The 12,950-nt window shown below is 76.0% G+C and carries 9 protein-coding genes and 3 pseudogenes; 7 read left to right on the top strand and 5 right to left on the bottom strand.

Annotated elements, in window-relative coordinates; translation table 11 throughout:
- Positions 1-6: 6 nt before the first annotated feature.
- Complete coding sequence (locus AB0910_RS18050; protein ID WP_366745581.1) at positions 7-501, bottom strand: CoA-binding protein; 495 nt, start codon at positions 499-501, stop codon at positions 7-9.
- A 74-nt stretch (positions 502-575) separates the two neighbouring features.
- Between AB0910_RS18050 and AB0910_RS18045 the strand changes: the two genes are divergently transcribed.
- The 3 genes from AB0910_RS18045 (at position 576) to AB0910_RS18035 (ending at position 5,508) form a co-directional block, all read left to right on the top strand.
- Positions 576-1,202: a YigZ family protein gene (locus AB0910_RS18045; protein ID WP_366745580.1), complete on the top strand. Its 627-nt coding sequence runs from the start codon at positions 576-578 to the stop codon at positions 1,200-1,202.
- 140 nt (positions 1,203-1,342) lie between these two features.
- Positions 1,343-2,509, top strand: a complete 1,167-nt coding sequence (locus AB0910_RS18040; RefSeq protein ID WP_366745579.1) for an exonuclease SbcCD subunit D — start codon at positions 1,343-1,345, stop codon at positions 2,507-2,509.
- The gene (locus AB0910_RS18035; RefSeq protein ID WP_366745578.1) at positions 2,506-5,508 is read left to right on the top strand and encodes an SMC family ATPase; all 3,003 of its coding nucleotides are present in this window, start codon (positions 2,506-2,508) and stop codon (positions 5,506-5,508) included. Before AB0910_RS18040 ends, AB0910_RS18035 begins: the two co-directional genes overlap by 4 nt.
- 43 nt (positions 5,509-5,551) lie before the next feature.
- Here AB0910_RS18035 and AB0910_RS18030 read toward each other — a convergent pair whose 3' ends face one another.
- Both AB0910_RS18030 and AB0910_RS18025 read right to left on the bottom strand, forming a co-directional pair.
- Positions 5,552-7,234 carry a DUF885 domain-containing protein gene (locus AB0910_RS18030; protein ID WP_366745577.1) on the bottom strand — a complete coding sequence of 561 codons (1,683 nt, stop codon included), beginning with the start codon at positions 7,232-7,234 and terminating at the stop codon, positions 5,552-5,554.
- Positions 7,235-7,376: 142 nt separating this feature from the next.
- A pseudogene (locus tag AB0910_RS18025) lies at positions 7,377-8,495 on the bottom strand (GNAT family N-acetyltransferase); the annotation flags it as partial.
- Positions 8,496-9,371: 876 nt separating this feature from the next.
- Between AB0910_RS18025 and AB0910_RS18020 the strand changes: the two are divergent.
- Positions 9,372-10,133, top strand: coding sequence for a GntR family transcriptional regulator (locus tag AB0910_RS18020; RefSeq protein WP_366745576.1), 762 nt, complete (start codon positions 9,372-9,374; stop codon positions 10,131-10,133).
- Positions 10,134-10,279: 146 nt separating this feature from the next.
- Here AB0910_RS18020 and AB0910_RS18015 read toward each other — a convergent pair whose 3' ends face one another.
- Positions 10,280-11,437 (bottom strand): ROK family protein, encoded by a 1,158-nt coding sequence (locus AB0910_RS18015; RefSeq protein ID WP_366745575.1) that lies wholly within the window; start codon positions 11,435-11,437, stop codon positions 10,280-10,282.
- Between the two features lie 114 nt (positions 11,438-11,551).
- On the opposite strand from AB0910_RS18015, the gene AB0910_RS18010 reads away from it, so the two are divergent.
- Both AB0910_RS18010 and AB0910_RS18005 read left to right on the top strand, forming a co-directional pair.
- The gene (locus AB0910_RS18010; RefSeq protein WP_366745574.1) at positions 11,552-11,992 is read left to right on the top strand and encodes a nitroreductase family deazaflavin-dependent oxidoreductase; all 441 of its coding nucleotides are present in this window, start codon (positions 11,552-11,554) and stop codon (positions 11,990-11,992) included.
- 96 nt (positions 11,993-12,088) lie between these two features.
- On the top strand, positions 12,089-12,538 hold the full coding sequence (locus AB0910_RS18005) for a hypothetical protein (RefSeq protein ID WP_366745573.1): 450 nt from the start codon (positions 12,089-12,091) through the stop codon (positions 12,536-12,538).
- Positions 12,539-12,568: 30 nt separating this feature from the next.
- On the opposite strand, the pseudogene AB0910_RS18000 reads toward AB0910_RS18005, so the two are convergent.
- Positions 12,569-12,859 (bottom strand): annotated as a pseudogene (locus tag AB0910_RS18000) (uracil-DNA glycosylase family protein); the annotation flags it as partial.
- Between the two features lies 1 nt (position 12,860).
- On the opposite strand from AB0910_RS18000, the pseudogene AB0910_RS17995 reads away from it, so the two are divergent.
- Positions 12,861-12,950: pseudogene (locus tag AB0910_RS17995) on the top strand (ATP-binding cassette domain-containing protein); the annotation flags it as partial.

Genomic DNA, 12,950 nt, shown 5'->3' with positions numbered 1-12,950 from the left:
GAGGCCTCAGCCGAGCCGGGGGATCTCGATGGCGGGGCACCGGTCCATCACCATGTCGAGCCCCGCCGCCCTGGTACGGGCGTACGCCGCCTCGTCCACCACGCCCAGCTGGAACCAGACCGCCCCTGCGCCCTTCGCGACGGCCTCGTCGGCGACCGCGCCCGCGAGCCGGCTGTTGACGAACACGTCCACCACGTCCACGGCGAACGGCACCGCGTCGAGCGAGGCGTACCCCGGCTCGCCCAGCACGGCCTCGGCCCGCGGGTGCACCGGCACCACGCGCTTGCCGAACCGCCTGAGCACCTCGGCCACGCCGTACGCGGCACGCGCCCTGTTGCCGGAGAGGCCCACCACGGCCCAGGTGTCGCCCGTGCCGGTCAGGATCCTGCGGATCGTCGCGTCGTCCGCGTACCCGGCGGACCCGGCGGACCCGGCGGATCCGGCGGGCCCAGTGGATCCGGTGGATCCGGCGGACCCGGCGGGGAAGTCGTCTGCGTTCATGTCCCGGCAACGGACCGGCCGCGGCCCGGCATTCCCGCCCCCGGCCCGCCCGCGCCCCCGCATAGGGTGGGGCGATGCCCGAGCAGTACCTGACCGTCGCGCGCGCCGGCGTCCACGAGACCGAGATCAACAGGTCGCGCTTCCTGTGCGCCCTCGCGCCCTGCGCCACCGAGCGCGAGGCACAGGAGTTCGTCGCCCGCGTCCGCGCCGAGCACCCCGCGGCCAGCCACAACTGCCACGCGTACGTCATCGGCGCGGACGCCGCCGTCCAGCGCGCGAGCGACGACGGCGAACCCGGCGGCACCGCGGGCGCGCCGATGCTCCAGATGCTGCTGCGCCGCGAGGTGCGCTACACCGCGGCGGTCGTCACCCGCTACTTCGGCGGGGTGAAACTCGGCGCAGGCGGCCTGATCCGGGCGTACGGCGGCGTGGTCGGCGAGGCGCTCGACGCGCTCGGCACCCGGACGAGGAAGCGCCTGCGGCTCGCCACCGTCACCGTCGACCACCAGCGCGCCGGACGGCTCGAGAACGACCTGCGCACCACCGGGCGCACCGTGCTCGGCGTCCGCTACACCGAGGCCGTCGCGATCGACCTCACCCTGCCCGACGCCGACGTGGCCGCCTTTCGCGGCTGGCTCGCCGACGCCACCGCGGGCACCGCGCGCCTCGAACTGGGCGGCGAGGCATACGGCGACGCGTGACGGGCGGTGCGTGACGGACGGGGCGCGCGGCGGCACCCGGGGCGCGCCGCGCCGACCCCCACACCCCTGGCCGCCGACTTTCCCGGCCTTCCCGGGGACCCCGCACGCACTGTCGCACCCCGCGGATACGCTCAGGGATCATGAGATTCCTGCACACGTCGGACTGGCACCTGGGGCGGTCGTTCCACCGGGTGAGCCTCCTCGAAGCCCAGGCCGCCTTCCTCGATCACCTGGTGGCGGCGGCGCGCGAGCACGCCGTGGACGCGGTGCTGGTCGCGGGCGACGTGTACGACAGGGCCGTGCCGCCCCTCGCGGCCGTCGAGCTGTTCGACCGGGCCCTGCACCGGCTCGCGGACGCCGGGGTGCCCACGGTGATGATCCCGGGCAACCACGACTCGGCCCGCAGGCTCGGCGTGGGCGCGGGGCTCATCGAGCGCGCCGGCATCCACCTGCGCACCGACCCGGCGGCCTGCGGCACCCCCGTACTGCTGTCCGACGCGCACGGCGAGGTCGCCTGCTACGGGCTGCCGTACCTCGAACCCTCCCTGGTGCGCGACGACTTCAAGGTCGCGGCGGCACGGCACGAGGCGGTGCTCGGCGCCGCGATGGACCGGGTGCGCGCCGACCTCGCGGCCCGGCCCGCCGGGACCAGGTCCGTGGTGCTCGCGCACGCCTTCGTCACGGGAGGCGCGCCGAGCGACAGCGAGCGCGACATCGCCGTCGGCGGCGTGGCGTCCGTGCCCGCCGCGGTCTTCGACGGCGTCGACTACGTGGCCCTCGGACACCTGCACGGCGCCCAGCGCCTCACCGACCGCGTCCGCTACTCGGGTTCGCCGCTCGCCTACTCGTTCTCCGAGGCGCACCAGCACAAGTCCAGCTGGCTCGTCGACCTGGGCCCCGAGGGGGAGATCGCGGCCGAGCGCCTCGACTGCCCCGTCCCGCGGCCGCTCGCACGCATCAGGGGCACCCTGGAGGACCTGCTCGCCGCCCCGGCGCTCGCCGCACATGAGGACGCCTGGGTCGAAGCCACCCTCACCGACGCGGCACGCCCGAAGGAGCCCATGGCCCGCCTGACGGCCCGCTTCCCGCACACGCTCAGCCTGGTCTTCGAGCCCGAGCGCGCCGAGGACACCGGCGCCGCCTCCTACGCCCGGCGCCTGCGGGGCCGCACCGACCAGCAGATCGCCGAGGACTTCGTCGCCCACGTGCGCGGGGGCCCGGGCGCAGACGAGGCCGAACGCGCCGTGCTGCGTGGCGCGTTCGAGGACGTACGGGTCGACGGAGCGGTCCGCGAGGTCGCCCCGTGAGACTCCACCGCCTCACGGTCAGCGCCTTCGGCCCCTTCGCCGCCACCCAGGAGATCGACTTCGACGCCCTGTCGAGGGCGGGCCTCTTCCTGCTGCGCGGCCAGACCGGCGCGGGCAAGACCTCCGTCCTCGACGCGGTCTGCTTCGCCCTCTACGGCGGGGTGCCGGGCGCCCGGCAGAAGCCAGGCGTCGTCCTGCGCAGCGACCACGCGGCCCCCGGCACCCTCACCGAGGTCACCCTCGACCTGACCGTCGCCGGCCGCCGCCTCGAAGTCACCCGCAGCCCCGCCCAGCGGCGCCCGAAGAAGGGCCGCGCCGGCTTCACCACCGTCAAGGCCGCGAGCGCGCTGCGCGAGTACGACGCGCGGACGGGCGCGTGGCGCGCCCTGAGCCGCACGCACCAGGAGATCGGCAAGGAGATCACCGAACTGCTCGGGATGAGCCGCGAGCAGTTCTGCCAGGTCGTCCTCCTGCCCCAGGGCGACTTCGCGCAGTTCCTCCAGGCCGACGCCGAGCAGCGCGCCAGGCTGCTCGGGCGGCTGTTCGACACGCACAGGTTCGCCGCGGTCGAGGACCGCCTCGCCGAGCTGCGCCGCGGCGCGGAGGCGCGGGTGCGCGCGGGCGACGAGCGGCTGTACGCGACGGCGCAGCGCATCGCGCAGGCCGCGGGCCCCGACGGCGCCCCGCCCCTGCCCGCCCTGCGACCCGGCGACCCGGGGCTCGCGACATCGGTGCTCACCTGGGCCGCCGTCGCCCGCACCGTCGCGGCCGAGCGCCGCGACATCGCGGAGCGCGCGCTCGCCGAGGCCGCCCGCAGGCAGCGCGCCGCCCGCGCCGCGCTGGACGCCGAGACCGAACTGGCCAGGCTGCAGCAGCGGTTCGCGGAGACCCGCAAGCGCGCCGACACCGTGGACGAGGCCCGTGCCGACCGCGAAGCGGCGCAGGCGCTGCTCGACGCCGACCGCAGGGCCGAGCGCGTCCAGGAGGCCCTCGCGCTGCGGGACACGGCCGCCCGGCAGGACCGCGGCGCCGCTGACGCCTGCGCCGCCGCGCGGCGCCCCCTGCCCGCCGACCTCGCCGACGCCGGAGCCGAGACGCTCGCCGCGGCGGAGCGCACCGTGCGTGAGGAGCTCGGCGCCCTCGCGTCCGCGCGCGCGGCCGAGGCGCGTGAGGCCGAGCTCCGCGGCGAACGCGCCGATCTCGAACGCCAGTTGCGCGCCGACGAGGAGGCCGTGAGGGAAGCAGGGAGCTGGCTCGACGGCTGGCAGGAGCGGCAGGCAGGGCTGCGCGAGGCGATCGAGGAGGCCCAGGGGGCGGCCACCGCGGCCGAGCGCCTCGCCGGGCTCCGAGAGCCCGTCAGGCGCAGGCTCGCGGCGGCCCGCACCCGGGACACGGCGGCGCGCGAGGCCGCCGAGGCCGAGACCCGCGCCCTCGCCGCGGCCCGCGCGGCGGCCGCCGCCCACGAGAGGTGGCTCGACCTGCGCGAGCGCAGGCTCAGCGGCATGGCGGCCGAACTCGCCGCCGCCCTGCGGCCAGGCACCCCCTGCGCGGTCTGCGGCGCCACAGAGCACCCGGCCCCCGCGCTGCCCGCGGCCGGCCAGGTCGACCCGGCCGCAGAGGACGCGGCGCAGGCCGCACACCGGCGCGCGGAGGAGGCGCGCCGCACCGCCGACGCCGCGTACACCCGCGTCCGCGAGGCGCACGCGGCGGCCGCCGCGGAGGCGGGCGAGACGCCCGCGGCCGACCTGGCCGACGAGTTCGACCGGCTCACCCGCGACCACGAGGAGGCCCGCGCGGCCGCCGCACGCGCCCACCCGGCGAAGGAGGCGCTCGACCGGGCAGAGCGCGAGTACCGGGACCGGCAGGACGCCAAGCGGCAGGCCGAGCGCGCCGTCGCGTCCCGCACCGCGCAGCGCGAGGCGCTCGACCGGGAACAGGCCCACCTGGCGGCCGAGTTGTCGCGCGCCCGCGGCACGTCCGCCACGGTGGCCCGGCGCGCGTCCGACCTGGAGGTGCGGGCCGCCCTGCTGTCGGCGGCGGCGGACGCCGTGCGCGCTGCGGACAGCGCGGCGAGCGGGCTCAAGGACGCCGACGCCCGCCTCGCGGACGCCGCCTTCCGCGCGGGCTTCGACACCCCGGCGGCCGCGGCCGCCGCCCTGCTCGACCCGCGGGCGCGCCGCGAGCTCCAGCAGCGCATCGACGCCTGGCAGCGGGAGGCCGCCGTCGTCGCCGAGCGCCTCGCCGAGCAGGACGCGGCCGACGCGGCCGCCCGGCCGCGCGCGGAGACCGCGGCGGCGCGCGCCGCGCACGAGGCGGCGGAGGACGCGCTGCGGGCGGCGAGCACCGCGCTCGCCACCGCAGGCGAACGCGGTGCCGCGCTCGCCGACCTGTCCGCGCTCGCCGACGCCGAGGCCCGCTCCCTCGGCCCGCTGCGCGCCGCCTACGACCGGGTCGCCGGGCTCGCCGCGCTGACCGCGGGCACGTCGGCGCAGAACGAGCGGCGGATGCGCCTGGAGTCGTACGTCCTGGCCGCGCGGCTCGAACAGGTCGCCGCCGCGGCGACCGTACGCCTCCAGCACATGTCGTCGGGGCGGTACGCGCTGGTGCACACCGACGCCCGGGCCGGCCAGCGGCGCTCCGGCCTCGGCCTCGACGTCGTGGACGCCTGGACGGGCAGCACGCGCGACACCGCGACGCTCTCCGGCGGCGAGACGTTCTTCGTGTCCCTGGCGCTCGCCCTCGGCCTCGCGGACGTCGTGAGCGACGAGGCGGGCGGCGTGCGGCTCGACACCCTCTTCATCGACGAGGGCTTCGGCAGCCTCGACGACCAGACCCTCGACGAGGTGCTCGACGTCCTCGACGGGCTGCGCGACCGCGACCGCAGCGTGGGCATCGTCAGCCATGTCGCGGACCTGCGCCGCCGCATCCCGGCCCAGCTCGAAGTGGTCAAGGGCCGTCAGGGCTCGACCGTACGGCTGCGCACGGCGCCCCTCGACTGAGCCGCGGCCCGCCCCCGCCGTCCTGCGGGGGCGGGCCCGTGCCTCAGAGCCGCGACACCACGTCGACCAGGTCGTCGAGGCCGAGCGAGCCCTGCGAGAGCGCCGCCATGTGCCAGCTCTTGAGGTCGAAGGCGTCGCCGTGCCGCTGCTTCGCCTTCTCCCGGCCGAGCAGCCAGGCCCGTTCGCCGAGCTTGTAGCCGATGGCCTGCCCCGGCATCGAGAGGTAGCGGACCAGTTCGCTCTCCACGAAGTCCGCGGGCCGCCCGCTGTGCATGCCGAAGAACTCCTGCGCGAGCGCGGGCGTCCACCGCTCGCCCGGGTGGAACGGCGACTCGGCGGGGATCACCAGCTCCAGGTGCATGCCGATGTCGACGATGACCCGGCAGGCGCGCATCATCTGCGCGTCCAGGTAGCCGATCCTGCGCTCGGCGTCCGGCAGGAACCCCAGCTCGTCCATGAGCCGCTCCGCGTACAGCGCCCAGCCCTCGACATTGGCGCTCACCGTGCCGACGGTCGCCTGGTAGCGGGAGAGCCGGCTCGCGACATGGGTCCACTGCGCGAGCTGGAGGTGGTGGCCGGGCACCCCCTCGTGGTACCAGGTCGAGACCAGGTCGTAGACGGGGAAGCGGGTCTCGCCCATCGTCGGCAGCCAGGTGCGGCCCGGCCGGGAGAAGTCCTCGGAGGGCGCGGTGTAGTACGGCGCCGCGGCCCCGCCCGCCGGGGCGATCATCGCCTCCACCGTGCGCACCCGCGGCGCGAGTTCGAAGTGCGTGCCGTCGAGCGCCTCGACGGCCTCGTCCATGAGCCCCTGGAGCCACTCGCGCACCTCGGCCACGCCCTCGATGTGCCTGCCGTGCACATCGAGGTGGGCCAGCGCCTCCCACGGCGTCGCGCCGGGCAGGATCTTGGCCGCCTCGGTCTTCATCTCGGCCAGCAGCCTGTGGTACTCGGCCCAGCCGTACGCGTACGCCTCGGACAGGTCGAGGTCCGTGCCGTTGAAGTAGCGCGACCAGCGCGCGTACCGCTCGGCGCCCACGGTGTCGGGGGCGCCGGCGACGGCCGGCGCGTACACGTCCCGCATCCAGTCCCGCAGCGCCCCCACCGATGCGGTCGCCGCCTGCGCGGCCACGGCGGCCTCCTTGCGCAGCGGCTCGGGCGCCCCGGCCGCGAACTCGTCGAACCAGCCGTGGCCCTCGCCCGCCCACTCGGTGAGCTGCTCCACGAAGGTCGCCGTGGGGCGCGGCCCGCCCTTGAGGCCGCGCTCGAGGCCGAGGCCGAGCGAGGCCCGGTACCCGTCGAGCGCGGCGGGCACGGCGCCGAGCCGCGCGACCACGGCCTCCCAGTCCTCCTCGGTCGCGGTGGGCGTCAGCGTGAACGCCTCGCGGACGCTGTGCGCGGGGGAGTGGATGTTGCTCACCGCACACAGGTGCTCGTCGGCCTCGTACACGGCGAGCGCGGCCGTGAGCCGCTCCCGCAGCAGCCTGCCGCACATCCGCTCCGCGTCGCTTTCTGCGCCCGGCTGCCGCTCGGCCTCGTCGAGCCGGGCGAGGGCGGCCCGGTCGGCTTCGGCCTGCGCGTCGTACCCGGCGGGTGAGAAGTCGGGCAGCCGGCTGTTGCTCTCCCGCACGCCGAGGTACGTGCCGGTGATGGGGTCGAGTTCGATGAGTGCGTCGACGTAGGCGTCGGCGACCTGGCGGGGCAGCGCGCTGCCGGAAGTCTCTGACATGCCGACATCCTCCCCGACGAGGAGCCGTCCTTCCTACCCCGCCCACCCCGCGCCGCCCCGGTCCGCCGCGCCCCGGCGGTGGCGGGCGCAGGTGCGCGGCGGTGCGGTCCTGAAGGACCGGCGCGGGAAGGCGCGGGTACGGTCAGCGCTCCGGGCGGCCCGCCCCGAACAGGCCGGCGTCCCCGTCGGGGGCCAGCGCCCGCACCGATTCCGGGTCCAGCGTGGCGGTGATCACCAGGGTGCCGTCCTCGACCTGGTAGTCGAGGGGGAGCCCGAGGCCCCGCATGGCCGCGGTCGCCGCCCTGTTGCGGCGCGCCGTCACCGCGTACAGGCCGGTGCAGCCGTCCCGCACCGCGAGCACCGCGAGGCGGGTGAGCAGCGCGGAGCCGATGCCCCGCCGCTGCCAGGCGTCCTCGACCAGCAGGGCGGCCTCGGCCTCCTCGCCGTCCCAGAGGAGGTGGCCGAGCCCCACCAGCCTGCCGGTCGGCGTGTACGCGCCGAGGGTGCGGCCGAAGCGAGGGCTGAGCAGGTGCGCGAGGTAGCCGTCCGCCTCGCCCATCGGGCCGTGGTAGCGCATCCGGAGTGTCTCCTCCGAGCAGCGGCCGTGCAGCGCGACGGCCGCGGCACGCGCCTCCTCGCCCACCCTGCGCAGCGTGATGCCGCCGGACGGCGCAGGCAGGTCGACGGCCACGTCCTGGCCGCAGGCGCCGCGCGGGCCGAGACGCGTGTCCAGCGCGACCAGGGCCCGCGCCCTGGCGAACTCGGTGGGGGTGAACGGCAGCGACGGGCGCTCGGCGACCAGCGTGCCGCCGCCTCCGTCCCGCAGCCGCATCGACGTGCCGTCGAGCACGCCCTCCGCGGGCACCGTCTCGGCGGACGGCGTGCCCGTCAGGGAGTACGCGGGGACCGACCGCACGGAGCACCTGCCGAGCAGGGACCGCAGGGCGAGCGGGAGTTCCGCGGGATCGAGGGCGGTGCAGGTGGCGAGCGCCAGGGCCCGCGTCGGGGCGTCCACCAGGTCGTGTGCGTCGGCCCGCTCGGCCCACGCCTGGCTGCCGCCGCCCCTGCGCACGGTCCGCAGGAGGCCGTCGGCGTGCAGCGCCGAGGGGGCGCGGAGGAGGAACTCGTCGACCGTGCCGGTCGCCAGCGGGTGCGTCTGGAGCGTGAGGATGTCGATCCTGCCCTTGGCCAGCGCGGCGCACAGCCGCGCCAGGCTGCCCGGTTTGTCCTCCACGGTCGCCCGCACGCGCCACAGGGACGTTCCGTCCCCGGTGTCGCCGGGTGTGCCGTCGGCCCTGGAAAGATGCAGGAATTCGGCGATACGGCGAGGCCATGGGCGGGGTCCCCGCGCGCTCGTGCCGGACGTCGGATCACTCATGGGACCACTCTGGCCGCCAGGTGTTTCGTGATCACGAACGGAGTATGACTGGTGGGTTAAGGATGGTTTTGATTGGCTTTGCGTCATTTTTGGGCCGTTCCTGACAGCTCGCTGATGAACTCAGGGACGCACGGCGGGTGGTGGGCGGTTCGCCCCGGCCGCAGGTCGCAGTGTCCCCGTCCCGCTCCCGCGCCCCGGCGCGGCCGGCCGCTTCGCCTCCGGCTCCGCGGGCTCCGCACCCCTGACGCGGCAGGCGGCCACGGACAGTATCCCCTCCGCTCGCCGGAGTGACGAGGGGTCTGCGGGAATTCCCGGGAACGCACCGGCGGTCGCGTCCCGCGCGGCGGCGTGCGCGCCGGTGTGCGAGGGCCCTCCCGGCCGTGCCGACTGCCCGCGGCCGTCCGAACCGTGAGACGGCGGCGGCCTCGGTATGACAACTCCGTGAACGGCGGCGGGACCGCGGGGGAGTGTGCCGCTCGGCGCCCGCACCATGGTGCCGTGGCCGTGCGCGCACCCCCGAAGGCCCGCTCACCTTGCCCTGTACGGCTTCCGCGCCGCGAGCGTGCGGCGGGCCGGGCGGCCGCGCGGACGCCGGGGTCCGGCCCGCGGTGCCCTCCCGGCGCCCTGGGAACGCTCCCAATTCCCGGGTATTGGTCTTGACCAAGTCCCGCGGGGGTCCTATCGTCGCGTTTAGTGCAGGAACCTTTAATAAACAAGGGCATGGAATCCTGCCGCAGATGGCGACCGTGGAGGCGCAGGGTGGGGACCACGCAGCTGGAGACAGTGCCGGAGCCGAAGTACTGGCACCTCAAGAACGTGCTCGGCGAAGCCCTCGACTCCGAGTTCCAGGTCGGGGAGATCCTGCCCAACGAGCGCGACCTCGCGGCGCGTTTCGGCGTCGCCCGGGCCACGCTCAGGCAGGCGCTCGAACAACTGGAGCTCGAAGGGCGCCTCCAGCGCCGCCGCGGCGTCGGCACGACGGTCGCGCCGCCCCGCCTCGGTGTCGACGTCTCCACGACGCACGCGAGCGGACCCGGCGCTTCCGACGACGCCTGGCAGCCGCTCGACTGCACGGCGGCCGTCCCGCCCGCCGCCGTCGCCCGCCTCCTCGACGCGGACGCGGCCACCGAGGTGCACATGGTCCGCCGCGTGCGCTCCACCCACGGCCAGTGCGTCGCCGCAGAACTGCTGTACGTCCCGGACGCCTCGGTGCCCGACCTCTCCGCCATAGACGCGCCGTCGGGGCCCGCCCGCGCCCGGAGCGTGCTGCGCGAGCTCCAGCGCTCCGGCATCGAGGGGCAGGACCGCTCGGTCGAGCTGGGCTCCGCCCGGGCCGACGACGCCAAGGAGCTCGACCGGCTGCCCGGCGCACCCGTCCTCGTGGTGACGACGCGCTACCTGGCCGCGGGCCGCGCGGTGGCCGTCTCCGTCGCCACGTACCGCGCGGACACCTGCCGGCTGACCTTCGGGGACGCGGGCGAGGTCGAGATCAGCGAGGAGCCGGCGCGCGCCGCCTCCTGACGCGCCGCCACCGGCCCCGAAGCGGGCTGGGCCTCTCAGCCGACCCGTATCCGGCGACTCGTATCCGGGCCTTGGCACGTGACGTGCCGCCACGCCCACCGTGTCCTGACAGCCCCTCAACGCCCCGCTCCGGAACGGCCCGTCGCTCAGCGGCGGGCCGTCACCGTGCGCTCCACGGCGAAAAGCTCCTCCTCGACATGGTCGAGCGCGAGCCGCAGCGCACCGGTGGCCACCGCCGCCTCGCCCAGCATCGACAGCTCGACCCGCGGCGCCCGCAGGCAGAAGCGGGACAGCTCGCCGCGCAGCGGCTCCAGCACGCCGTCGAGCCCGGCGGCCCAGCCGCCGATCACCACCAACTCGGGGTCGAGCGCGAGCGACAGCGCGGCCACGTCGTGCACCAGGCGCCGGGTGAAGCGCTCCATCGCCTCACGGGCCCGCACGTCGCCCTCCTTGGCCAGGGCGAAGACCTTCGCCACCGCGTGCTCGTCGAGCGGGTGCAGCGGCTCGCCCGTGGTCGAGAGCAGCGCCTCCGGCGTCGCCTCCCGCCCCAGCAGGTGCAGCGCGCCGATCTCGCCCGCTGCGCCGCCGAACCCCCGGTGCAGCCGCCCCCCGATCAGGGCGCCCGCCCCGGGACTCAGCCCGGCGAGGACGAACACGACGTCGTCGGAATCGGTCGCCACACCCTTCCAGTGCTCGGCGACGGCCGCCGTGTTCGCGTCGTTCTCCACCACCACGGGGCATCTGAAGGACCTGCGCAGCCGCTCTCCCAGCGGCAGGCCCGTCCAGCCAGGCAGGGCCGTGCCCAGCCTGACCGTGCCGTCGGCCTCCACGATGCCGGGGCTGCCGACGCCGACCGCGCGCAGTGAGCCCCTGGCCACCCCCGTGCGGCGCAGCACGTCGGCGACCACCTGCCGTACCCGTTCGAGCCGTTCGTCGGCGTCCGCCTCCTCGGAGACCTCGCGGCGGCCCGCGCCGATGATGCGGCCGTCGAGCGCGGAGATCAGCGCGGAGACGCGGTGGGCGCCGATCTCCACCCCCAGCAGGTGGCCCGCCTCGACGCGGAAGCGGAACCGGCGGGCGGGCCGGCCCTGCTTGCGCGCCTCGCCGTCGTCCGGCGGCACCTCGACGACGAGGCCGCCCTCCGTCAGGCCGTCCACCACGCCCTCGACGGTCGGCCGGGACAATCCGGTGATCCCGCTCATGTCGGTCAGGGTGAGGGGGGTGCTGCCCCGCAGGGCGTGCAGGACCACGGCGGAGTTGATCCGCCGCAGCAGTGAAGGGTCCCCGCCGGTCAGCCGCCCCACGATGCCCTCCCTGCCCGTACGCGTGTGAGCCGGATGCTACTCGCTGGTTGCGTACCGGGCGAGTGCCGATGGAGGCTGGAGCCCTACGTCAGGGATCGACACGGAGGCACATCGATGGCTCAGCAAGACGACGTGGTGGTCAGCCCTTCGGACTGGGTGGCCGACCAGGCCAAGGAGTATGCGGAGTCCGGCGGCACCCGGGGCACCGACATGAACGGCTCGCCCTGCCTGCTCCTCGACTACAAGGGGCGCAAGTCGGGCGTGTGGCGCCGCACCGTCCTGATCTACGGGCTCGACGGCGACGACCCGCTGATCGTGGCCTCCAAGGGCGGCGCCGACGAGCACCCGCTGTGGTACCTCAACCTCCGCGCCAACCCCGAGGTCCGGGTCCAGGTGGGCCCCGAGCGCTTCGAGGCGACGGCCGAGACGCTCACACCCGAGGAGAAGGCCAGGGTCTGGCCCCATCTGCTCGACGTCTACCCGCCGTACGCCGACTACCAGGCCAAGACGGCGCGCGACATCCCCGTCGTACGCCTCCGCCGCGCCAAGGGCTGACCGCACGCGCCGCACACGGGCGGTCGGCGCGGGGCGTGAGGGCGCGCGGGGCTGACGGGTGGCCATGTCGGCGCCGGGGGCGGGTTTACTGGGGGCATGACCTTCAGCGTCCCGGCCGCCGACCGTGCCACCGCCGTCGAGGAGTTGCGTACCCGGGCCTTCCCCGCGCAGCGGGTAAGGACCGGGACGGTCGCGAGCGGGCCGGCCCACCACTGGGCCGAGCTGTCCAGAACACCCGTGTGGGACGGCGATGTCGCGGACCGGGCCGCGGCCGATGAGCGGGCGGCTGCCGAGCGGCTCGCACTCAGCCGCGAACTGGCCGCGCGCTGGGAGGCGGAGCCGCAGACCGTCGGCCTCGGGAGCCTGGCCCTGCGGGAGGCCGAGGGGGAGGAGCCGGCGGAGCCGTGGCGGCTGCTCGGGCGGAGCGTGCCGGACGTCGACCTGTGGCACATGGACGGGCGGTGGATAGCGATAGGGGTCTCCGGGCTGCCCGCCGATCACGAACGCGTCCTGGTCGCGGTGGTCACCGGCGCGGACCCGCCCTGACCGGGGCGGGCCCGAGCCGGTGACCACCGGTCAGGGCAGGTCCGCAGCCGCGCGGAGCCTGGCGAACTCCTGGGCCATGGTCTCCACCGTCCAATGGGCGTTGAGACCGCTGGGGTTGGGCAGCACCCAGACGCCGGTGCCCGCGAGGGTGCGCTCCTGGCGGCCGACCGCCGCCTTCTTGTCGCCGAAGGCGGTCCGGTAGGCCGTGATCCCGGCGACCGCGAGCCAACGCGGCCGCAGCTCCCCGATTTTGGCGCGGAGAGCGTCGCCGCCCGCGCGCAGCTCGGCGTCGGTCAGCTCGTCGGCGCGGGCGGACGCCCGCGGGCAGCAGCAGCGCGTGGCCATCGCGCGGGCCCTCGTCAAGCGGCCCAGGGTGCTGCTCGCCGACGAACCGACGGGAAACCTCGACGAG

Origin of the sequence: Streptomyces sp. NPDC047002 (assembly GCF_040704505.1) — a bacterium.
GTDB lineage: Bacteria > Actinomycetota > Actinomycetes > Streptomycetales > Streptomycetaceae > Streptomyces.
Note: the sequence above shows the minus strand (reverse complement) of the source record. Positions and strands in the feature narration are given on the sequence as shown.